The organism is Bartonella sp. AA126HLJHH (assembly GCF_042197425.1).
GTDB lineage: Bacteria > Pseudomonadota > Alphaproteobacteria > Rhizobiales > Rhizobiaceae > Bartonella.
The window spans coordinates 159,607-182,721 of the sequence record NZ_JBHIRU010000001.1 but is presented as its reverse complement, the minus strand read 5'-3'; the positions used below and the strand labels follow the sequence as shown (position 1 = coordinate 182,721).

Sequence of the window (23,115 nt, the reverse complement as noted above, 5' to 3'; positions counted from 1 at the left end):
TTAAAAAGTCTATCTTTCAAAGCTTTAAAAATAGCTAATTATCTAGCACGGTGGTGTTTTATTGTCACGCAAAATATCACCCGCAAGATAAAGAGAACCACTAATAAGAACAATAGCCTCTTTATATTCCATTTTAATTTTATGTAAAGCATCTTGTAGGTGCGCTTTTGGGGCAGCAGGGATTCCTACTTTTTGGGCTGATTTAGCTAAGTCTGTTGGAGAGATACTGGCATTATTGTTAAGCAGCGGTATCGTATATACTTTATCGACAAGGTTAGCTAAAGGACGAAAATAACCGACAGCATCTTTGGTATTAAGCATGCCAGCAATCATAATAATGGGGCGATCTGTTTTTTTTCTCCATTGTGTAAGTTCTGCCGCAATAACTTTTCCTGCAGCAGGATTGTGACCACCATCTAACCATAAATCAATATCAGGAGATAGTTGATCAACCAAAAGTCCTTGGGTAAGATGCTGCATTCGTGCGGGCCAATAAATATTTTTCAAAGCGTCATTTATGGTTTGTTCTGAAAGTTGAAAACCCGCTTGATAAACTGCTTCAAGAGATGCACCAGCATTAGCAATTTGGTGGTCTCCAATAAGGTTAGGAAGAGGAAGATCCATGAGACCTTGATGGTTTTGAAAAACCATACGTCCATGTTCTTTATAGCTTTGATAATCTTGATCAAAGAGAGCATAAGATGCTTTATTTTTATCGGCAAGGGGTATTAAAGTAGCAAGAGTTTCTTCATAATTCTGCTTTCCGATGACCACTGGAACGTTTGGTTTTATAATTCCCCCTTTTTGAAAAGCGATTTGAGCAATTGTATTTCCAAGAAAGCTCTCATGATCATAATCAATGGGCATAATAAGCGATACAGCTGGTTTGTTAACGACATTGGTAGCATCAAAACGTCCTCCCAATCCAACTTCTAAAATGACAACATCAGCTGGATGTATACTAAACAACATAAAGGCAGCGGCTGTAAAAATTTCAAAAATAGTAATCGGCTCTTGACGATTTACTTTTATAATTTCACGGATTGTCTCAGCCAATTGGTTTTCTGTAACAAGTTGACCACCTCCTTTTTGACCTAACCGGCAGCGTTCATTCCAGTTGACGAGATGAGGTGAGCTATAAACATGAACGCGGTATCCTGCACTTTCCAAAAGAGCACGGCAAATTGCTGAAGCAGATCCTTTGCCATTTGTTCCAGCGATGTGAATAACAGGGGCAAGTTTTAAATGTGGGTTACCAAGACGCTCTAAAAGGTGAACAATACGCTCTAAAGAAAGATCAAATTTTTTCGGATAATTTCTTAGTAAATCATCCACCACCCTTTGTATTTGACTTTGTTGCATAAACTTAAGCTGCTTTTGTCCTAGAAAGCGATGTTTGAGAGTCTGTTGGGGATGGATCGGAAGGGTTAAAAACAGCAGGGCGTTTCATCATCAAGCGTAAAATACGCGCAATTGTTGTTTTCATTTCTAAACGCGATACAACCATATCAATCATACCATGTTCAAGCAGATATTCACTACTTTGAAAACCTTCTGGTAGGGTTTCGCGTATAGTTTGTTGAATCACACGTGGACCAGCAAAACCAATCATAGCGCCAGGCTCGGCAATGTGAATATCACCAAGCATGGCGTAAGAAGCAGTAACACCACCGGTGGTTGGATTAGTCAGCACAACAATATAGGGAAGCTTTGCTTCTTTCAACATTTCAATCGCTACAGTTGTACGGGGCATTTGCATCAACGAGAGTGTTCCTTCTTGCATTCGTGCACCACCAGAAGCAGCAAAAAGAACCAGCGGACGCCTTTCAGCAATGGCAGTATCAAAAGCTTTGATAATAGCTTCTCCTGAAGCCATACCAAGTGATCCACCCATAAAGGCGAAATCTTGAACAGTTGCAATAATTGGTAAGCCTTCAATCGTACCACGTGCACTTAAAATATTGTCATCAACCCCAAGTTTAGAACGATAATCTTTTAACCGGTCAATATAGCGTTTTTCGTCACGAAATTTTAAAGGATCTGTTACAACTTTTGGATTTTCAAGAGCTGTATAAACACCATCATCAAAAAAATGCATGAGACGATTTTTAGCACTGATACGCATATGATGACCAGAATTGGGAGCTACAAATTGATTAGCTTCCAGATCTTTATGGAAGACCATTTCACCACTGGTAGGATCTTTAATCCATAGATTTTCTGGAATTTCACGGCGCCCCAATATAGAGTTAATTTTAGGACGAACATAATTTGTAATCCAGTTCATCTTTATAACCTTCCTTTAAATATTGTGCATCTTTTGCATGATTTGAAAGAATATAGAACTTAAGCAGTCACATTTACTTTACCGGTTGAACAAAGGAGTCTATTTAATACTTTTATCAGCGTACGTATAGCTTGTTTTTTAATTTTTAATTTTTCCCATATCATAACAATCATATGCATCATGAAGAGTATTCCCTATAATAAATTTCTCATAAATTCTAAGAACTTACATGTTTGTATTTTTTACTTTGGTGTTAAAATTTACTCCTTGCGATGGTTAACAAACGCCTTATTTTTAATAAAAAATGAATATCCAATTAATCATTCGTATCAACAGTTTTGAAGAAAAGAAACCTTATAGTATAAGGCGCTAACAAGGCTAAAATAATCCATTAAAGATAATGAATACAATAACGCTATATTAGCGAAACGCTAACATCAGAGCAAGATTTTTTTCAAAAGGTTTCTTTAAAGCGCACGCTTTTTACAATTAAAATAGAATACGCTCAAAATATCATTATATTACTCATTTACGTGCTTGTTTTACACAGATATCTTTCAATAATTTCCAAAACTCTCTTATGAAGAGTATACACTCTCCATGAATGGTATAAAAGACATTATGCTATCCGTTTTTACTGAAATAGAGGGTACAAAGCGGCACCATCATATTCTTTTTCAGTTTTCAATACGACGATAATGTTTGCATTAAGAGGATTCATATAAAGATATTTCACGCTTTTTTGAAAGTACTTTTATCCGCACACCACCTCCGTTTATGACATATTAACAAACGATTTCAATTGATCCAATATGAATAGGATTAAAATGAGAAACCCTCATAATATTTAGGTTTTTCACTCATGTCATAAAACGATAAATTATCATTATAAATCAATATATTGCCTTAATAAAAAGAAAAGCATAAAATTTTATATTATGCTTTTGGGGGCTTACAAGTTTTGTTTGATTTAAAGTTAAGGAGCATTATTTTTGTGTGATGCGTGCTATGTCTTTTGGGAAAGCGTTTTGTGTAAATGTGTCATAAAGGCGGCGGCAAAAAGCGGTGTTGCTAGATTAATAATAGGAATCGAAACAAAAAGCGCTATCAATAATCCTGCGCCAAAAACCGTTGTGTAATGAGTATGTAAAAAAGCACGGGCATCTTGTTCTGTTCGAAAACGGTAAGCCGCAAACAAGAAATATTCATGACCGAGCAAATAACCATTAATAAGATAAAAAGCAATTAAATTAATACCTGGTATGAAGAATAAAATAAAAGCAATTCCATTACCAAGAAGGCTTAAAATAACAAATTTAAAGGAAATGATAAGAGAACGCTGAAACGGCAAAGCTTGTCCAATAGGCTCGTTTGGATAATCCTCTTTTTCAATGATTTCAGCAGCAGAGTCAATGAAAAAACCACCAATCATAGCTGAGATCGGTGCAATCAAAAAAGCCAACAAAAGAGCCAAACCAAGATTAAAAATGATAAGCATGCTAAAACCAATCCATCCCGCCCAACTAGGGAGTCCAGGAAGAAATTGAGCAATCCAGGGCCAAAAGTAAGACACAAAAAGTTGGTGCACACATAACCATAAAATGGTGAGAATGAAAAAAGTAACCCCCAATGCTTTCAGTATCATAATACGATATTGCGAGGTTAGAAGACGTTGTAAAGCACGATAAGCAGCAGTAAAAATCATAGATTAGTAAATTAAGGAAAGAAGCAAAAAAAACAAGAAATATATTTATTGTATGATTTTTTCTTTCTTTGAATTACAAGATTTTTTTCAAGAACATTATAAAAAACGGTTAAGGTTTCTTTGTTAAAAATAAAGTTTGAATAAATAGAAATTTTGATTTTTAAAAACAAAGAAGAATTTAACAAAGTAGCTGTTGTAGAAGAAATTTTTAGTATTTTTGTACATAGTGTAGATTATTGCGTTTATATGATATATGTAAAAAATTAAGGAATAAAAACTATTTGGTAGAAAAGTTGTTTATTTCTATTTATTCAGTAGAGTTATCTAACTTCGTTTATCTAAATGTTTAATTGTTTTGCACAATTCCTAAAATTCTGTACTTTTCTACTATTTGGCGGCATGCTTTTGCCTCTCGCTTTCAAAAAAATATTGAGTTCAATGGAATAGGGGTAACGTAGTAGCTCCGTAGATATTCTAATTTTGGGCAACAGAATGATTAATATGATAGAAGTGGAAAAAATAAGCTTAGGCGATTGACCGTCAGATCCCATAGAAGAGCAGTTTTTTGAGAAGAAGCAAAGAAAGGGAGAAACCACGGATGCTTAAAAATGATGAGATTTTGAATTTTAAAAGCTATAAGTGCAATGAAGTAAGCATTCATTGAAGCACTTTTCATACAAGTGGTGCACTGTATCAAATAATTTTTAGATAATAACACCACTAATTTATCGAAGAGAATTGATCATTTTCAACTTGAATAAGAATCCCAAATATAGAAATATTCTTTAATTTCAAAGACTCTATTCAACATCAAAAAATTATTTACGTACACATTATAGGCGAGACCAATGTATGGATACAAAGCTTTCGATAAAGGAATAAAAATGCTTCTCATGAAACATCACAATGTGAGGATATCATGGATAAAATTCTAGTTTTTGTGGTCTTGGTATTCTGGAGAGAGGACATACACATTTAATCTTAAAGACCGATCACTGAGGAAAATAATAAAGGCTTCAGTTTCATAAACTTATAGACAGTGGTGCAGTGAATTTTGTCTACACTCTTTATAAGCGTCAGTGTGAGATATGCTTCAAATTGCATTGAGATGTTATAATATCATTGATTTATACATTATTTTTCATAGCGAATAAGAGCTCAAAATAAAGTTGTCATATTTTCTCATTAGCTGCTCTCATTATGAAACAATCAAAATCATTTATTTGCATATCATAAATATGACCAATATGGGGATAAAAACATTGAAGAAAGAAAATGCTTTTTATAAATTTTATCCATTACAAGAGCTTTGTCAAAATTGATGGTAGCCAAAGTGAATGATAGCTTGTTTTTTATAAGCTGGCGAGACAGTGGTGCAATAGATTCTACTTTTATGAAGGCTAGGGTGAGATAGGATTTTAAAAAAACATTTCCCAACGCTCATCATACCCATTTCGCAACAGCGTTTGTGAATGGTATATGGGTAAAGCTCTCGTGAATAATATAAAACTTATAGGGCATCACTAACTTTACGCTTAATAAAAAGAGCACGCTGGCACCATCATCCTCAGTGTTGTCCGAGACAAGCCCTTGGTGCTTGAGATGGTCCATTATAAGCGCTTTTAGTTCTTTCTTAAACGTTTTGTATTCATACAGTTATCCTTGTTTAAAACGTGCAAGAAAATGATTTTTATTGATTCAATATGAGAGAGATTGGAAATAAGAGAATCTTACGATGTCTGGGATTCTAATTTAATATGAACAATGCTAGGTTATCATTATAAATCAAAAATATTATATACTAATTGAGATGGATAGACACCTATTGTCAGTTCTATTTTATAAGGTGTTTTAATATCAACGCGTTTGAAGAGTTCTTATTTGCAAAGGGGTATATTTTTCTCATGAGGAGTAGATGTTTGGGGGGCAAAAAATGATACAATCACGTTTGCTAATTTTTGCGCTACGTGTTGTTTACTCATATGAGGCCATTGTTCAACTTTTTTTCTACTTACGAGATAAACTTGATTTGTATCAGCACCCATGACACTTGTACCATCTACTTGAAGAGAAATATCATTAGCAAGAATGAAATCAGCTCCTTTTTCAACACATTTTTTTTGCGCATTGGCAATGATATCACATGTTTCAGCAGCAAAACCAATGACCAATGAGGGGCGGTTTGGAGCGTGTCCAATCGTTGCTAAAATGTCAGGATTTTCGACTATATCAAGGGATGGTGGTATTTTATGAGCATTCTTTTTAATTTTGTGTAAAGACTGCGTTTGACTGCGCCAGTCACAAACAGCGGCAACAAAGATGGCACCATCAGCAGGCAATGCGGTTTGAACGGCTTTTAACATCTGTTGTGCTGTTTCAACATGAATTGTTTTTACTTCTTGTGGGTTTGCAAGATGAACAGGTCCACAAATAAGTGTTACTTTTGCACCCAAATGTGCAAGAGCGGTTGCGATGGCATGACCTTGTTTACCTGAGGATCGATTAGCAAGATAACGTACTGGATCAATTGGTTCATGGGTAGGACCAGAGGTAACGATGAAATGGCGGCCAAAAAGAGGTTTTTCATGCACATTCAAAAGATTCTCTATAGCAGCGACAATAGTTAAAGGTTCGCTCATACGTCCATATCCAATCTCATCACGTTCAGCCATATTTCCGATTTCTGGTCCGATGATATGAACGCCATCTGCGTGCAATTGTGCAACATTACGAATAGTTGCTGGATGCACCCACATGGCTGGATTCATGGCGGGTGCAATCAAGAGTGGACAGCGTGCTGCTAAAAGGACACAATCAGCCAGATCATCTCCTATGCCATTGGCTATTTTTGCAATGCGGTTGGCTGTAGCAGGAGCTAAAATAATCAGATCAGCATCACGTGCTAATCGGATATGTCCGATATCATGTTCTTCTTCGCGTGAAAATAAATCAGTATATACAGTACCACCGCTTAAAGCTTCAGCGGCTAAAGGCGTAATAAATTTTTGCGCCGCTTTTGTCATCACAACTTTTAAATGTGCTCCACGTTCTTGTAAACGGCGAATCAAATCAAGGGCTTTATAAGATGCAATACTTCCACCAATAATAAGAAGGAGAGATTTTGATTTCAATGATTGCACTTCAACAGCACTGGCATGAGAGGGGAGTGTGGTGTCAGTAGGGGGATTGCTTAAAAGACGGCGGGCTTCTTCTTCCATAGAAATACCGTTTTGCGCGGCGCGTATGCGCAAAGCTTCTTTGGTTTCAAGAGACAGGTTACGAATAGTAATACTGGCCATAAAATACCTCCAAGAAATAAAAATGATTTCATTGATTTCATTGTTGATATTTTTAGCATATTAAGGAGATTAGAAAAGATGAAAAAAGTAAAAAGTAAGACAAGCGCAACAAAGTGCAATGATGAAAAGACTATAACGACCATAACGGTTTCTGTGGCTTTGTTCCACAGCAAGTTGTTTGAGGGTAGCAGGAGAAAGATTAAAACCTGTTTTTCTCATTTGATTGAAATCTTCTTCTATTCGTTGGAAATTTTGAACCAATTGTGGTGTTTTGCGTGCCAGCGAAAGGAGAGCTTGTGCTCCTTCACTAAAGTCTTTTGCAACGCCTACGGGTCCTAAATTTTTACTAATCCATTCTTTGACAATGGGTTCAGAAGCTTTCCACATATTAAAAGTGGGGTCTAATGTGCGGGCAACACCTTCCACGACAACCATCGTTTTTTGCAGCAATAAAAGTTCAGGTCGCGTTTGCATGTCAAATAATTCAGTGACTTCAAACAATAAAGTGAGCAATTTAGCCATGGAAATGCTTTGTGCTGATTGTCCGTGAATTGGTTCGCCAATAGCGCGATTGGCTTGTGCAAAGCTTTCGATATTATGGTGTGAAGGAACATAGCCTGCCTCAAAATGGGCACGTGCAACTCGATGGTAATCGCGGGTAATAAAGCCGTAAAGAATTTCAGCAAGGAAATGCTTTTCTTTTTTGCCAAGCCTTCCTGTAATGCCTAGATCAACAGCGACAATACATCCTTTTTCATCTACGAATAAATTACCAGGATGCATATCGGCGTGAAAAAAACCATCACGCAGTGTATGACGAAGAAAAGATTGAATAAGCGTAATAGCAAGCGCCTTCAAATCAAATCCTGCCTCTTTGAGTTTGGAAGTTTCGGATATTCTTATACCATCAATCCATTCCATTGTAAGAACATTACGTCCTGTCCGTTCCCAGTCAATACGTGGAACCCGAAAGCCTGTATCATGTTGAATATTTTCAGCCATTTCAGATATAGCTGCTGCTTCTAAGCGTAAATCCATTTCAAGTCGTGTTGTTTGTGCTAAAGTATCCACCACACAAACAGGACGAAGCCTTCGAGAGGCAGGGATATAGCGCTCTTGTAAATGAGCAATGAGATAGAATCCTCTAAGATCTTTAGAAAAACGTGCTCTGATATTGGGACGAATAACTTTTACAGCACATTTTTTCTTATGGCCAGTTTCATCACTGTATTCAGCTGGATGAACTTGAGCAATAGAAGCGGCGGCAATGGGGGGATAAAAATTTACGAATAAATCATCAATAGAGCGACCAAGAGAACTTTCAATTTGAGCAATAGCGGCAGTGCAAGAAAATGTTTGGACACGATCTTGTAGCTGTGACAAATCTTCCGCAATATCACGCCCAACAATATCAGGTCTTGTGGCAAGAAATTGACCAAGTTTTATGTAAGAGGGTCCAAGCTTATTAATGGCATATGAAATATTTTCAGATCGCTGTTTCTTTTTTGTTTTGCGTCGTGCTAATGCACTCGCTATACGATGACATAGCGCTGGAAATCCTTGAAGATCATCATGAGGAAGAGCACTTAAAACACCTTCACGTGTTAAAACCCATCCTGCACGCATCAATTGAAAGTAAGGGGAAATTTGCACCATTTTTAAATTTTCCAACCTGAATGCAGCGCTGCAATCGCACCGGTGAGATTGCGGTACGATACCCGCGAAAACCCCGCATGCTTGATCATATGGGAAAAATCATCTTGCTTAGGAAATTTGCGGATAGATTCAACCAAATAACGATAAGCATCGCCATCATTTGCGATAAATTGACCTAGCTTAGGGATAGCATGGAAAGACCAAAGATCATAAATTTTATCGAGCCAAGGCATCTCGACATTTGAAAATTCTAAACATAAGAAACGTCCACCGAGCTTTAAAACACGAAAAGCTTCTCTAAGAGCTTGATCAATATGAGGAACATTGCGAATTCCAAAAGCAATCGTGTAAGCGTCAAAGCTTTGATCTTCAAAAGGTAGATTTTCTGCATTGGCTTCAACAAAATCAATCAGAGGGGCAAGACCATTTTTTTGTGCGCGTTTTTTGCCAACGCTGAGCATTGAGCCATTAATATCAAGCACTGTAGCATGGGCTTTTTGGCGTGAAGCATTAAGAATACGAAAAGCAATATCACCTGTACCGCCAGCGACATCAAGAACTTTCCAATGAGAAAGTGCTGGTGGGGAAAGCCAAGCAATCATGGAATTTTTCCACACACGGTGTAGCCCTAAGGATAAGATATCATTCATCTTGTCATAATTTTCAGCAACAGAATGAAACACACCATCCACCATGGATTGTTTTTGTGTTTCATCTACTATTGTAAAACCAAAAGAGTGCTCCATGCCACCCTTGGTTCCTACACGTTCTGTTTCAATTGCCATGTATATGATCTTCCTTATTTTTCTTTTATCGTAAATGAAATAGAGAGGGAATGTTCAACTACGAAAAAACAACGTATAAAACTACGATATTTACACAGCCAAAAACAGAAGAGTACCTTTAGATATCAAGATTGGCAACGCTTAAGGCATTGTCTTGAATAAAAATACGCCTAGGTTCAACTTCATCACCCATGAGACGAGAAAAAAGTGAATCTGCATCGGTTGCATCATTAATTTTTACTTGTAAAAGAGAACGTGCATTGGGATCAAGCGTTGTTTCCCAAAGTTGTTCAGCATTCATTTCCCCAAGACCTTTATAACGTTGAAGAGTAACACCTTTTTTACCGTTTGTAAAAATGCTCTCTAAAAGGCTCATAGGACCAAAAATACGCTCTGTTTTATCTTTGCGACGTAAAAGAACAGGAGGATGATATATGTCGATAAAATTTTGGGAAATGCGATCAATTTGGCGTGCGTCAGTTGAATTTATAAGTCCCACATCAAGCGTAACAACATCTTTAACACCACGCAAAATACGCTCAAAACATAAACTTCCATCTGCTGTATATTGTCCACTCCAACCTTGTTCCATATCATCAGCAATCAGATTAAGGCGGTGTGCTGTAGTATCTGCTATTTTTTGCGCTTTTTCTTGTGTTGCAAAGACTTCAAGATTAAAAGCGCCAGCAATTGCTGCTTGTTCAACAATATTACGGTCATAACGGGTATGAAGACCATTTAAAAGTTGACGTAATATACGAGCATCTTTAGCGAGTTGATACAAATCAGCTCCTGCACGAACTTCTCCCGTTGAAAGCTCAAGCGTTGTTTCTTCTAATCCAGTATCGATCAAGAATTCTTCAAACGCTACTTCATTTTTAATATATTGGGAAGATTTTCCACGCGATACTTTATAAAGAGGAGGCTGAGCAATATAAAGATGTCCACGTTCAATCAACTCGGGCATTTGTCTAAAAAAGAAAGTGAGCAGCAGAGTACGAATATGGGCTCCATCAACGTCCGCATCCGTCATGATAATAATCTTATGATAACGTAATTTATCTGGTGAAAATTCATCCTTACCGATAGACGTTCCAAGAGCTGTAATAAGTGTTCCAATCATATCAGATGAGAGCATGCGGTCGAAACGTGCTCGTTCAACATTGAGGATTTTACCACGAAGGGGTAAAATTGCTTGATTTTGACGTGAGCGCCCACTTTTTGCTGAACCGCCAGCCGAATCCCCCTCGACAATAAAGATTTCTGATTTTGCGGGATCTCGTTCTTGGCAATCGGCAAGCTTTCCTGGTAGAGAAGTGATATCAAGCGCCCCTTTTCGTCTTGTGAGTTCACGTGCTTTGCGTGCTGCTTCACGTGCTGTTGCAGCTTCTACCACTTTACTAATGAGAAGTTTTGCTTCATGAGGATGTTCTTCCAGCCATATTGAAAGACCTTCATTGACCAAACTTTCAACAATAGGGCGCACTTCAGAAGAGACTAACTTATCCTTTGTTTGTGAAGAAAATTTTGGATCAGGAACTTTGACAGAAAGAATAGCTGTTAATCCTTCACGGCAGTCATCACCGGTTAAGTTCACTTTTTCTTTTTTAGCAATACCTGAAGATTCAGCATAGCCATTAATTTGGCGTGTAAGGGCACTTCTGAAACCTATCAAATGCGTTCCACCGTCACGCTGAGGGATATTATTGGTAAAACACAAGACCTTCTCATGATAGGAATCATTCCACCACAGGGCAACATCAACGCTCATACCATCCTTTTCACTTGCAATATAAATAGGAGTATCAAGCAGAGCTTTTTTTGATTGATCAATATATTTCACAAACTCTATTAATCCACCTTCATAATGCAATTCAACGGATTTAATATCAGCATGACGCTCGTCAACAAGAAGAATATAAACCCCAGAATTTAGAAAAGCTAATTCCCGTAAACGACGCTCTAAAGTTTCAAAATCAAACTCAACCATAGTAAAGGTTTCAGAGCTTGGTAAAAATCTAATTTCTGTTCCACTTTCTTGATCGCAATCGCCAACAACTTTTAATGGAGCATCAGCTACCCCGTGGGTAAATGATATTTCATGAATTTTACCATTGCGTTTGATTTGCAATTTAAGCCAAACGGATAATGCATTCACAACAGAAACGCCAACACCGTGTAATCCGCCTGAAACTTTATAAGAGTTTTGATCAAACTTTCCACCGGCATGAAGCTGTGTCATAATAACTTCAGCGGCAGAAATACCTTCTGTTGGATGGATATCTGTCGGAATTCCACGTCCATTATCACGAACAGAACAAGAACCATCAGCATGGAGTGTGACGTTTACAAGAGTTGCATGACCGGCTAAAGCTTCATCGATAGCATTGTCTACAACTTCATAGACCATATGGTGTAACCCCGATCCATCATCAGTGTCACCGATATACATACCAGGACGTTTGCGTACAGCATCAAGACCTTTGAGAACTTTGATAGAAGCGGCATCATAGTTATTGCTTTGTGCTGGTGAGGTTATTTCATCACTCATAAGTTAGTCCATTCCTGTGTTCAATTTACAATATTTTATCCGCTTTCTTTAAAGCTCAATGTTCTGATCAGTTATTTATGGAATAACCACATTAAATATTTACCGTATATCAGATCTAGATTCAATATCTGTCGATATATAATGGAGAGAATGATAAAATGATAGTGTACTGTTATGCTGTAAAACACTAGGGCGGTGATATAAGGCGAATAAACACTTATGACTTATACAAAAAGCTGTTTCATAAACGATGCTATTTACTTTGTTTATTTTTGCATATGCGTAATGTTTCAGAATTAGTTATGCATTTTTGTGTTACACTAATAAAGGTCTCACTTGTTTTATCCATAAATCAATTTTTCAATCCTAATTCTACCATATATTTAAAACAAAGGTTGCGAGCTCTCTAAGCAGTTCAAACTTTTGTATGTTAGATTGAGGCGAAAATATTGTGTATATTGGTTTGTGTCATCTTTAAAATGTGAAAAAAGCTTCATTTGAGGAAAATATAAATGCGTAAATGTAAAAACACGTTTCCACGATCATCTTTTATATTCAACTTTACAATTTAAAAAAACGTCTACGGTGATGTTTTTGAATAATGAGGGTAATGACGAATTATCTTACGCTTTTGTTTCTTGCATTCTCGTGAGGTTGCATCGCTCATTCAAAACAAAACGCCATTGTACTGTTTATTCACGCGCTTTTTTAAGGAGCATCTCTCAATGTTCCCAAACTCATTTTACAACGATGTTTGAATAGTATAACGCAAAATACCCTGTGAATACTACAAGATTTATGTCCCCCATCTTTCCCATCGTGACAATAAAGTGCAAATCAGAATCATCATTTTATTTTTCAGCTCTTAAATGTTGATGCAACCTTAATGTTGAGAAAACCCTCGGCATTTGAGGGGTATTTTTACTCTTTTCTTCAATAGTATCTATATACTTCCCAGGTTGTGATACGCAAGGAAATGGTCTTAATATTTTAAGGTACGCGGGATATTTTGATAAAATAAAGTGTACCACTAAAGTATATACAGCTTATTTCTTATATTAAAAAATTAAATCGCTTTTCTCTAAAATTACTTTTTATATATTCATTTTGGAAAATTAACATCAGAAATCTAAGCATTTTCAATGGTTTCAAAAATAGCAAGAATTTTATTTATTAAACGCCAGATATTTTGGTGAAGTGCGTTAGATAATAGTTAAGAAGTGTTGCATCTTAGTTTTGAAAAATGGGGGAGAGATTTTGAAAATAAAAAAATCTATATATGTGAAACATCTTCAATTGCGTTTACAGTACTTTTTATTCAATAATCCATACAATATTTTTATTCGTATTTTATTTGTAGCGGGGGGGGTTCTATTTTCCTCTTACGCAGAAGCTGAAAGGTTGCCTTCTTTTTTTGATTCGCATGAACATTTGGTACAACCTGATACAACGGATATCTTTCGTTTGCGTTTTGTAACAACTTTTGATTTTCCTCCTTTTAATTTTATTGATCAATCGGGGTATCTTGCAGGTTATAATATCGATTTATTGCGCGCTATTTGCTCAAAATTAAAATTAGAGAAGCTTTGTGAAATAGAAGTGATTCCTTGGAAAGAGCTTGTAGAACATGTTAAAAATGGTGGTGCAGAAGTCATTATTGCGGGTTTAAAAGAAACAAGTAAAACCCAGCAAGATCTTGTTTTTACAAAGTCATATTTGCGCTTTCCAGCGCGATTTGTTGCTTCTCGACGTTTAAATCTCGATGAGCCAATAAGCGATCAATTGATACATTTAACCAGTGGTGTTTTGTCTAAAAGTGTTCACGAAAAACTCTTTCAATATTATTTTCCTAAAGCCAAATGGCAAAGGTTTAAAAAGAGAGAAGAGCTCTATAAAGCATTACAAGAGCGTAAAATTGACCTTATTTTTGATGATGGATTTGCTTTATCATTATGGTTCAAAAAACAAAAATCTGTTGATTGCTGCCATTTTGTTGGGGGGGCATATATGGCGCCACAGTTATTGGGGCAAGGAATGCAGCTTGCTGTTGCAAAAAAGAATGAAAAATTGGTTGATGTACTCAATTATGCGCTGAAATCTCTAGAAGAGGATGGTAAACTTACAGAACTTTATTTGCGTTATTTTCCAATAAGTTTTTATTGATGAGTAGTTTTTTAATTAAGGGCTGTTAATCTTTCTGCGCCTAGTCGATAGGAAATAGCTTCTGCGAGATGATAGCGTGAAAGAGTATCTGATCCGTCAAGATCAGCAATTGTGCGTGCAACTTTGAGAATGCGATGATAAGCGCGTGCGGAGAGGTGCATTTTTTCACTCACATCTCGTAAGAGTATGGTCGCACTTTTATCAGGAATGGCAATCTGTTCTATAATTTTGGCAGGGCAATCGCCATTGGTACGAATATGATCAAACCCCATTGTTGAAAAACGTTTAGCTTGAATGGTACGGCACCGTGCGACGCGTTTGGCAACGTCGCAGCTTTTTTCTGATTGTTCTGGTTGCATAAGGTCCATAGCCGTCAAAGCAGGGACATCAATCCGTAAATCAATTCGGTCAAGCAGAGGACCAGAAATACGGGACTGATAATCGATTTGACAGCGTATCCCTTTAGGGCAAACATGGTCTTTTTCGCCTGCCATACCACAACGGCAAGGATTCATTGCGGCAATAAGTTGGAAGCGAGCAGGATAGCTAATATGGTGATTAGCGCGGGCGATAACTGACTCCCCACTTTCTAAAGGTTGACGAAGAGAATCAAGAACCCGTGGAGAAAATTCAGGCAATTCATCAAGGAATAACACACCATTATGAGCAAGGGAGACCTCTCCCGGTCGTCCTTTAAGCCCTCCACCAATCATTGCGGCCATGGAAGCAGAATGATGTGGGGAACGAAAGGGGCAATGAAGTGAAATGGTATTATGAACCGTTTCTCCTGTAATAGAAGCAATCAGAGAGACATCTAAAAGCTCACGGCTATCAAGAGGTGGCAAAATGGAAGGTAAGCGTTGCGCTAGCATAGATTTTCCAGCACCAGGGGGACCTACAAACAAAAGGTTATGGCGTCCAGCAGCACAAACTTCTAAGGCACGTTTGGCTGTTTTTTGTCCTTTGATTTCGCAAAGATCTGGAAGTTCAGTTTCGATAGTATATTGGCGCGGTTGTGGACGTTTTTGAATTTGGGTTCCTTTGAAATGGTTGACTATAGTGAGCAGAGTCTCTGGGGCAAGAATATTTATTTCTGCATTTGCCCATGCTGCTTCAGGTCCACATTGGAAGGGACAAATCAGTCCTTTATCGAGTGATAAAGCTGTCATGGCAGCTGGTAAAACACCATTAACGGCGGTAAGTGAACCATCCAGTGATAATTCTCCTAAAATGACATAGTCTTGAGCTACTTCGGGAGGGAGGATTCCCATAGCAAGCATTAAGCCTACGGCGATTGGCAAATCATAATGCGATCCCTCTTTAGGCAAATCAGCTGGTGCAAGATTAATCGTAATTCGTTTAGTAGGCATAGAAAGTCCACAAGCGTGGAGGGCTGCTTGTACACGTTCACGGCTTTCTGCAACTGCTTTATCAGCTAATCCAACAATAGCCATTCCTATTTTACCAGACGAAATCATAACCTGTACATCGACAGGGACTGCTTCTAGACCGCGAAAAGCAACAGTTGTAATACGTGCGATCATTTATTTATTTTCCCCCTTTAGACTTGGTAGAGACAATCATATCTATTTATAAAAATCAAGAAGCATCTCTATAGCTTTTTTTATAGAGAGAACTATATACGTGGGCAGTTTTTTAGCATTCCCATGGAAAGTCATTTGTACAAATTTAACCATGATGATATGGGACGCAATAAAACATTTATAATAAGCTAAATAAATATGTTAAGAAAAAAAGAATGAGGCTGTTCGTGTTATACAACAGTGCAAAATTTTATGAAAATATAAGGGGAGGATAACGTTATGTATCGCAGAGTGTTATTTGATGTGATAAAACGTGTAAAATGTGCAAAGTAATTATATTTACCTTTCTTATTTTTATATTATTTCAAAGCGTAGTAGATGCAAAGTGTATTATAAGGTATCTGATTTTATGGTATACCAGACAAGAATTTTGTTAAAATCAGGGACTGTGCGCTGTGTATTTATAGGCTTGTGTTTTACTTTTTCTTTTCCACAGCCACTTGCTGCATTTGATTTTTTCGGCATCCCTCTTTTTGGTCAAAAGAAAACAAATTCTTCTTCACATTATGCCAAAAGTACAGAGAAATTTTATAAAGTTGATGTTGTTGCACCGCCAGGTGCACCATTAGAAGGTATAAAAATAGTTAAATCTGTTTCTTCTCTTGTTGCTGATAAAGAGAAAGCATCCGCCAGTTCTTCTGGTTTGCTCGCCAAGGCGCGTTCAGATTATCGAGCAATTCTTTCTGCTCTTTATGCTGATGGACGCTATGGTGGTGTTATTAGTATTAAAATTAATGGCTTAGAAGTCGCTGATTTAAGTCCGGTAACTCAACTTCCAGCACAATCGAATATCGTTATTACAATTAATGCTGGTCCACAATATGTTTTTAGTATTGCCAATATTGATAAAGTAGCTCCGTTTGAAAAACGTAAAGCGCATAAAATGCCCACAATTGAAGAATTGGGCTATAAAGTTGGGGCTATTGCTAAATCTGAAACCATTTTGAAAGCAGAAAAATGGGCGATAGAAGGATGGCGGCAACAAGGTTATGCTAAAGCTAAAATTATGAAGAGTGAGGTCGTGGCTGACCATGCTGCGTTGCGTGTTGAAGGACGGATTGTTGTTGCTCCTGGACAAAAGGCTTATTATGGTCCTTTAAGTGTGCGTAATATAAGTAAGAAACCACGTGTAGATTCAGCTTATATCGCGTGGATGACCGGATTGAAACCAGGGCAGATATACGATTCTGATGCGTTAGCTAAGGCAAATGAACGTCTTGCGCGCCTTGGTGTTTTTCGTGCTATCAATATACGTGAGGCTGATACTATTAATCTAGATGGTAGTTTACCGCTTGCACTTGTTGTACAAGAACGTAAACCGCGTCGTTTTGGTGTAGGCGGTAGCTATTCAACTTTAGACGGTGCTGGTTTTGAGACTTATTGGATGCATAACAATCTTTTGGGTCATGCAGAGACTCTTAAAATTGAAACAAAAATAAGTGGTGTTGGTAGCAATAAAAAGCAATCATATAATTTTAAAAATTTTGATTATCTTTTCGGTGCTACATTTGTAAAGCCCGGTGTACTCACGCCAGATACAGATTTCAGGTCAGAATTAAAAATACAACAAGATGTTTTAGAAAATTATACGACAAAAGCCATCAAAGGAAAATTAGGTATTACGCATATTTTTAATGGTAATCTATCGGGACAGGCTGCTGTAGAAGTTTCAAATGGTTATTCACGTGATATCTATTTTGGGAGCCGTAATTTTACAACAATCGGTTTCCCTAGCGGTTTGATTTACGATAGTCGTAATAATAAGTTTAATGCAACAAAAGGTTTATATGGTGAAGTTTTCATTGAGCCTTTTTATGAGATGCGTTTTAGCAACTTTGTTGCAAAAGTAACAGCAGAAGGTCGTTCTTATTGGGCGTTGGATGAAGGGGATCGTTTTGTTGTTGCTGCGCGGGCAAAGCTTGGTGCAATTCTTGGGAATGATGCAGCACAAGTACCCGCAAATACGCTTTTTTTTGCTGGTGGTGGGGGCTCTGTTCGTGGTTATGCTTACCGTAATATTGGTATCAAAACAGAAAATGATGGGGTTGTTGGTGGACGGGCGCTTATTGAGGGGTCAGCAGAATTGCGTGTTTCTTTAAATGATAAAATAGGGTTTGTCAGTTTTCTTGATGGAGGTTTAGTCGGGGAAAAGGCGAATTTTGATTTTTCTCAAAAAATTAAATGGGGAGCCGGTATAGGAGGTCGTTATATGACGGGTCTTGGTCCTTTACGCGTTGATTTAGCCTTTCCTTTAAAGAGAGAGAAGGGTGACCCTCGCATTGGTTTTTATGTGGGTATAGGGCAAGCATTTTAATGAAAAAAGGTGTACATTTATCAGCTTTCTTCTTTGTATTTTTGTTTTTTGGGGTGGGTGGTTTTGTTTTTGCGCAAAGAGGAGACATTCTTCCCTCTAGCGAAATGAAAACAGATGATCGCTCATGGTTTGTTTCTTTAATTGAACGAAAGCTTTCAGCGCCTAATCGTCAAGTTCGTTTACACAATATGCAAGGGACACTGTCTTCTCAAACATCAATTGATACTATTACTGTCAGTGATAAAAAAGGGGTTTGGCTTAAAATTACCAATGCTAAAATGGATTGGAATCGTCTAGCGTTGCTGAGAGGACGGATGGATATTAACCAGCTTTCGGCAGAACAGGTTACATTTTTACGCAAACCGCAAGGCAATTCTTCTTTTGTTTCTTCCCTTGAGACTGGTAAATTCTCTTTACCAAAATTACCGCTTGCTCTTTCTATCAATACGCTTACAGCTCAACATGTGACATTTGAACAGAATCTTTTTGGTTTTTCTGCTGATATGTCCTTAAAAGGCAATTTCACCTTGGCTGGTGGTAATTTTGATGTCGATATAGCGGCGCATCGTTTAGATGCACCGGGTTCTTTTTCTGTTCTCACCAAGATATCTGATAGTAATCGTACAGCTCAAATTGATATTTCTGCTAACGAACCACAAAATGGTATTTTGGCGAATATTTTTAACATTGAACAACGTCCAGCATTAAGTCTCGTCGTGAAAGGTGATGGTACTTTTGATGATTTGGTTATCAAACTTTCTTTAGAGTCCGATCATCATTCTATTTTAGATGGTAATGTTATTCTTGCAAGTGTTCCAGAAGGACAGAGTTTTTCTACGAAATTAGAGGGAACACTGAGCCCTTTAATACCTGTTCAATATCGTAGTCTCTTCGAATCTGATATAACATTAAAAGCAAAGGCAAGAAGAACAAAAGAAGGTGTGACACACCTTGATCAGATGGTTATTCAGAACAAAGCAATGAATGTTATAGCCAATGCTGAAATAACCGCCGATGGATTCTTGCGACGGCTTTTTGTTGATGGCAAAATGGCTCTTGATAACGAAAAGGAGTCTATTCATTTACCTATATCAGAAGTGCCAAAACCTGCGAATACTCTTGCTTTGAACATTGACTATGGTCGCGAAGGTCAACAATCTTGGAATGGGCGGTTGGTTGTAAATCATTTAAGCAATAAAAATATTTATATTCGCGATGCAATTTTTGATATGGGAGGAGTAAGCGAAAATCTTGATAATGCAGCTTCTCGTCATGTTGGTGTTCAGGTTAAAGGGACGCTTCAAGGGGTTAAAAAGATTAAGGGAGCGTTAGTAGAAAATTTAAGCCAAGCGGTTCATGTGCATTTAGATACGGATATTGTTTCGAACAAACCAATTTTGATTCATGATCTGAGTGTTACGGCTCAGGGTTTTTCTTCTTGGTTAAAAGGGACAATGGAGAATTTTGTTTTTAAAGGCGATCTCGGTTTAAAAGCTCAAACATTAACTCCTTTGGAAGTGTTCAGTAAACAATCACTTTCTGGTAATGCAGATATTAAAGCCAAAGGAACGATCAGTTTGTTGAGTGGCATTTTTGATCTCCAATTATCAGGAATGGCTGACGATATGAAAATAGGCGTGCAGTCTTTTGATCGTTTATTCAAAGGAAATACTACTCTTTCAGGTGGCACTGCTCGAAATACAATGGGCTTCACTTTACGTCATTTTAATTTGAAAAATCAATATGCAAACATAAAGGCTGATGGTTATTTTTCAGATGAAAGCGCTAAAATGGATCTATCTGCTCAAGTATTTGATCTAGCTCAATTAGATCCGAAGATAAGTGGTGCACTTACAATTCAAAGTACGGCGAGAGGGCGCAATAGCCATATAAAACTAAATACGCGTGCCCATATTTCTGAAGCATTAATTGTAGGGAAGAAACTTCAAAACACAACATTTAACATAGATGCATTTGTAGATAATACAGCACCAGTTACTTCTTTAACAGGGGTGGTAAAGGGTGAAGGAATTTTTGCTAAGAAACCTTTGCATTTATCGGCCTCTTTTGAAGATTCTCATAAAATTCGAAAACTTGAAAATATCGATATTAGAGGGGGAAGTGCAAAAATAACGGGTGATCTTTCTCAACAACTTGGCGGTTTTTTGAAAGGAGCGCTGCATATTGATGCCGATGATATTTCCGTACTTTCAGCGTTATTTTTGCAGGATGGTAGTGGAAAAGTAAAAGGAGATTTTATTTTTGATGAACAAAATGGCAGACAAAAAACCAATGTGAAGGCGCATGTTAACCATTTGAAATTTTCCAAGAATAAAATAAAAAAATTGGCAATAGATGCTGACATATTCGATCCTTTTGGCATGACTCAGTTTGAAGGAGTTATCAATGCAGAACATATTCAAACACCTTTGGTAATGGTCAATCGTTTAAATGCTCACGCTGATAGGAATAATGGACAAACGGTTTTTACTGTCCAGGCGACGTTGCGTGATACTCTCAATGCACGGCTTTCTGGTCGTTTAATGGTTGAGGAACTTCCAGAAAGTATAAAACGAGAAGTGCAAATTGAAGCTGTGGACTTAAAACAACATACTTTTCATGCGACATTGCCGAAGCCATCTATAATCTCTTTTGATAAAGATGGAATGACAATCAATGAATTAGGAATTGCAATAAATGGGGGCAACATCATCTTAGCAGGAAATATTCAAGATACCCTGAATTTACAACTTACAATGAATGCGCTTCCTGCTGCTTTAGTCAATCTGTGGAAATCCGATCTTGGAGCAGCAGGGAGTGTAACAGGGCAGGTTATGATTCGTGGTCATTTAAAAAAACCTGATATAACTTACGATATAAAAGGTGAGGGACTGACAACCGTTGCTTTTCAAGATAAAAAAATTATGCCTTTTTCTCTTTCTGCCACGGGAAACACTGTAGATCAAAATCTTACTTTGAATGCAAATTTAACAGGAGAAGGAGTACAAGCACAAGCTCAGGGGCGTGTATCTCTAGAGAAAAATGCGCTTGATCTTCGTATTAATTTGCAAAATTTATCTGCACGTTTGGCGAATGGTTTTATTGCAGGACAAGCGCTTGATGGGACAGTGATAGGTAAAGTTGATATTGGTGGAACAATGAAGGATCCATCTGCTCATTTTGAGCTTTCTAGTCAAAATTTAACCGCTATGACGCATAAAGGACCGATGTCAATCAATATAAATGCTCGTGGTTCTTATAAAAAATCGACATTTCATATTGAAAATATGATAGCTACTGGAGATAAAGGATTAGATCTTTCCATCCATGGGCCTGTATCTCTTAATGGTTCAGAGGCAAAATTAAACGTTAAAGGGATAATGCCTCTTGATTTTGTTAATCTCTTATTAGCTAAGCGTGGTGCACATATAACGGGTACAGCAAGAATTGATACAGCTCTTAATGGGTCATTATCAAAGCCACAATTGATAGGAAATATTTCTATAGGCGACGGTAGCTTTTTTGATTCACAAACAAATGTAGGATTAAATAATATAACAATTGAAGGCAAATTGAAAGGTGATCATATCCTTATAGAAAAAGCTTCAGCTTCTTCGTTTGAGGGGGGAGGAATTTCTGCTTCAGGTCGTATCTCTAATGATCTAGAGACAGATTTGATATTTCATCTTGATAATGCCAATTATAATGATGGTTCTATGATTCTGGCAACATTATCAGGTGAGATGACAATGACAGGTCATTTTTTAAATAGTCTTGTTCTTGGTGGTGATATCATCGTTGAAAAAGCTGAAGTTTTTGTTCCTGATCATTTTAAAAGTGCCAAGTTTCTTGATGTTAGAAATAAGAATTTAACTAAATCGATTCAAACAACACTTGAACGTGCTGATGTTAAGAACACGAACAAAAGCAAAAGCCGTATAGTTACACAAGAATCTTCATCTGTCGTGCTATCAAACATGCGTATTACAGCACGCAATCAATTTTTTGTACGCGGAAAAGGCTTAGATGCTGAACTGGGAGGACGCATTAATCTAGCAGGTCCATTGAATGATGTGCATCCAGTTGGTGAATTTAGAATGATTCGTGGACGTTTTGATATCTTGTCGCAACGTCTTAATTTTGATCAAGGACAAGCGAGTTTTAGTGGTAATCTTAATCCTACGGTTTATTTTGTAACCAACAATAACAGTGGTGATATTCGTGTCACTGTAACTGTAAGTGGGACGGTTGATAATCTTGATATTAATTTTTCATCACAACCAAATTTGCCTCAGGATGAGATTTTGGCGCGTTTGATTTTTAAACGCTCTCTTAATGAATTATCACCATTTCAGATTGCTCAACTTGCAGCAGCAGCGGCTGATCTTGCAGGTAGTTCTAATACATCTTTGTTGAATACTTTACGAACTAAAATTGGACTTGATGATCTTGATGTTATCGTTAATGAGAAGGGGAATACAGGCTTACGTATTGGACGCTACATACACAATAATATTTATTTGGGCTTTGAAGCAGGGTCTGATGGAACGACGAAAGGGACAATTAATTTAGATATTTCGCGTCATCTCAAAGCTAAAGGTGCCATAGGAAATGAACAAAATTCTAGTATAGGTCTCTTTTATGAAAGAGATTATTAAAGATTGAATTTTAAAAAAACAATTTCTTCGTTTTTTGTCTCTCATTTCTAAATCTGAGGAAGGAGGCATAGACTAGAAATCCTATAAAAGAAG

At 37.3% G+C, this 23,115-nt stretch carries 11 protein-coding genes; 3 read left to right on the top strand and 8 right to left on the bottom strand.

What is annotated here, in order from left to right; genetic code table 11:
• Positions 1-42 precede the first annotated feature (42 nt).
• The 7 genes from ACFIQC_RS00605 to gyrB form a co-directional block, all read right to left on the bottom strand.
• Positions 43-1,362: a bifunctional folylpolyglutamate synthase/dihydrofolate synthase gene (locus ACFIQC_RS00605; RefSeq protein WP_375620875.1), complete on the bottom strand. Its 1,320-nt coding sequence runs from the start codon at positions 1,360-1,362 to the stop codon at positions 43-45.
• Between the two features lie 4 nt (positions 1,363-1,366).
• The gene (gene accD, locus ACFIQC_RS00600; RefSeq protein WP_375611366.1) at positions 1,367-2,287 is read right to left on the bottom strand and encodes an acetyl-CoA carboxylase, carboxyltransferase subunit beta; all 921 of its coding nucleotides are present in this window, start codon (positions 2,285-2,287) and stop codon (positions 1,367-1,369) included.
• Positions 2,288-3,293: 1,006 nt separating this feature from the next.
• Entirely contained in the window at positions 3,294-3,992 is a 699-nt protein-coding gene (locus ACFIQC_RS00595) for a sulfate transporter family protein (protein WP_375620874.1), read from the bottom strand.
• Positions 3,993-5,869: 1,877 nt separating this feature from the next.
• Positions 5,870-7,291, bottom strand: a complete 1,422-nt coding sequence (coaBC, locus tag ACFIQC_RS00590) for a bifunctional phosphopantothenoylcysteine decarboxylase/phosphopantothenate--cysteine ligase CoaBC (RefSeq protein ID WP_375645390.1) — start codon at positions 7,289-7,291, stop codon at positions 5,870-5,872.
• Positions 7,292-7,360: 69 nt separating this feature from the next.
• Complete coding sequence (ubiB, locus tag ACFIQC_RS00585; protein ID WP_375639764.1) at positions 7,361-8,947, bottom strand: 2-polyprenylphenol 6-hydroxylase; 1,587 nt, start codon at positions 8,945-8,947, stop codon at positions 7,361-7,363.
• 2 nt (positions 8,948-8,949) lie between these two features.
• Complete coding sequence (gene ubiE / locus ACFIQC_RS00580) at positions 8,950-9,732, bottom strand: bifunctional demethylmenaquinone methyltransferase/2-methoxy-6-polyprenyl-1,4-benzoquinol methylase UbiE (RefSeq protein ID WP_375612796.1); 783 nt, start codon at positions 9,730-9,732, stop codon at positions 8,950-8,952.
• Between the two features lie 118 nt (positions 9,733-9,850).
• Positions 9,851-12,283 carry a DNA topoisomerase (ATP-hydrolyzing) subunit B gene (gyrB, locus tag ACFIQC_RS00575; RefSeq protein WP_375706598.1) on the bottom strand — a complete coding sequence of 811 codons (2,433 nt, stop codon included), beginning with the start codon at positions 12,281-12,283 and terminating at the stop codon, positions 9,851-9,853.
• Between the two features lie 1,257 nt (positions 12,284-13,540).
• Between gyrB and ACFIQC_RS00570 the strand changes: the two genes are divergently transcribed.
• Positions 13,541-14,446 (top strand): transporter substrate-binding domain-containing protein, encoded by a 906-nt coding sequence (locus ACFIQC_RS00570; protein WP_375612797.1) that lies wholly within the window; start codon positions 13,541-13,543, stop codon positions 14,444-14,446.
• An 11-nt stretch (positions 14,447-14,457) separates the two neighbouring features.
• Here ACFIQC_RS00570 and ACFIQC_RS00565 read toward each other — a convergent pair whose 3' ends face one another.
• On the bottom strand, positions 14,458-15,990 hold the full coding sequence (locus ACFIQC_RS00565) for a YifB family Mg chelatase-like AAA ATPase (protein ID WP_375612798.1): 1,533 nt from the start codon (positions 15,988-15,990) through the stop codon (positions 14,458-14,460).
• A 409-nt stretch (positions 15,991-16,399) separates the two neighbouring features.
• On the opposite strand from ACFIQC_RS00565, the gene ACFIQC_RS00560 reads away from it, so the two are divergent.
• Entirely contained in the window at positions 16,400-18,364 is a 1,965-nt protein-coding gene (locus ACFIQC_RS00560; RefSeq protein ID WP_375629174.1) for an autotransporter assembly complex family protein, read from the top strand.
• On the top strand, positions 18,364-23,022 hold the full coding sequence (locus ACFIQC_RS00555; RefSeq protein WP_375706597.1) for a translocation/assembly module TamB domain-containing protein: 4,659 nt from the start codon (positions 18,364-18,366) through the stop codon (positions 23,020-23,022). Before ACFIQC_RS00560 ends, ACFIQC_RS00555 begins: the two co-directional genes overlap by 1 nt.
• Positions 23,023-23,115 lie beyond the last annotated feature (93 nt).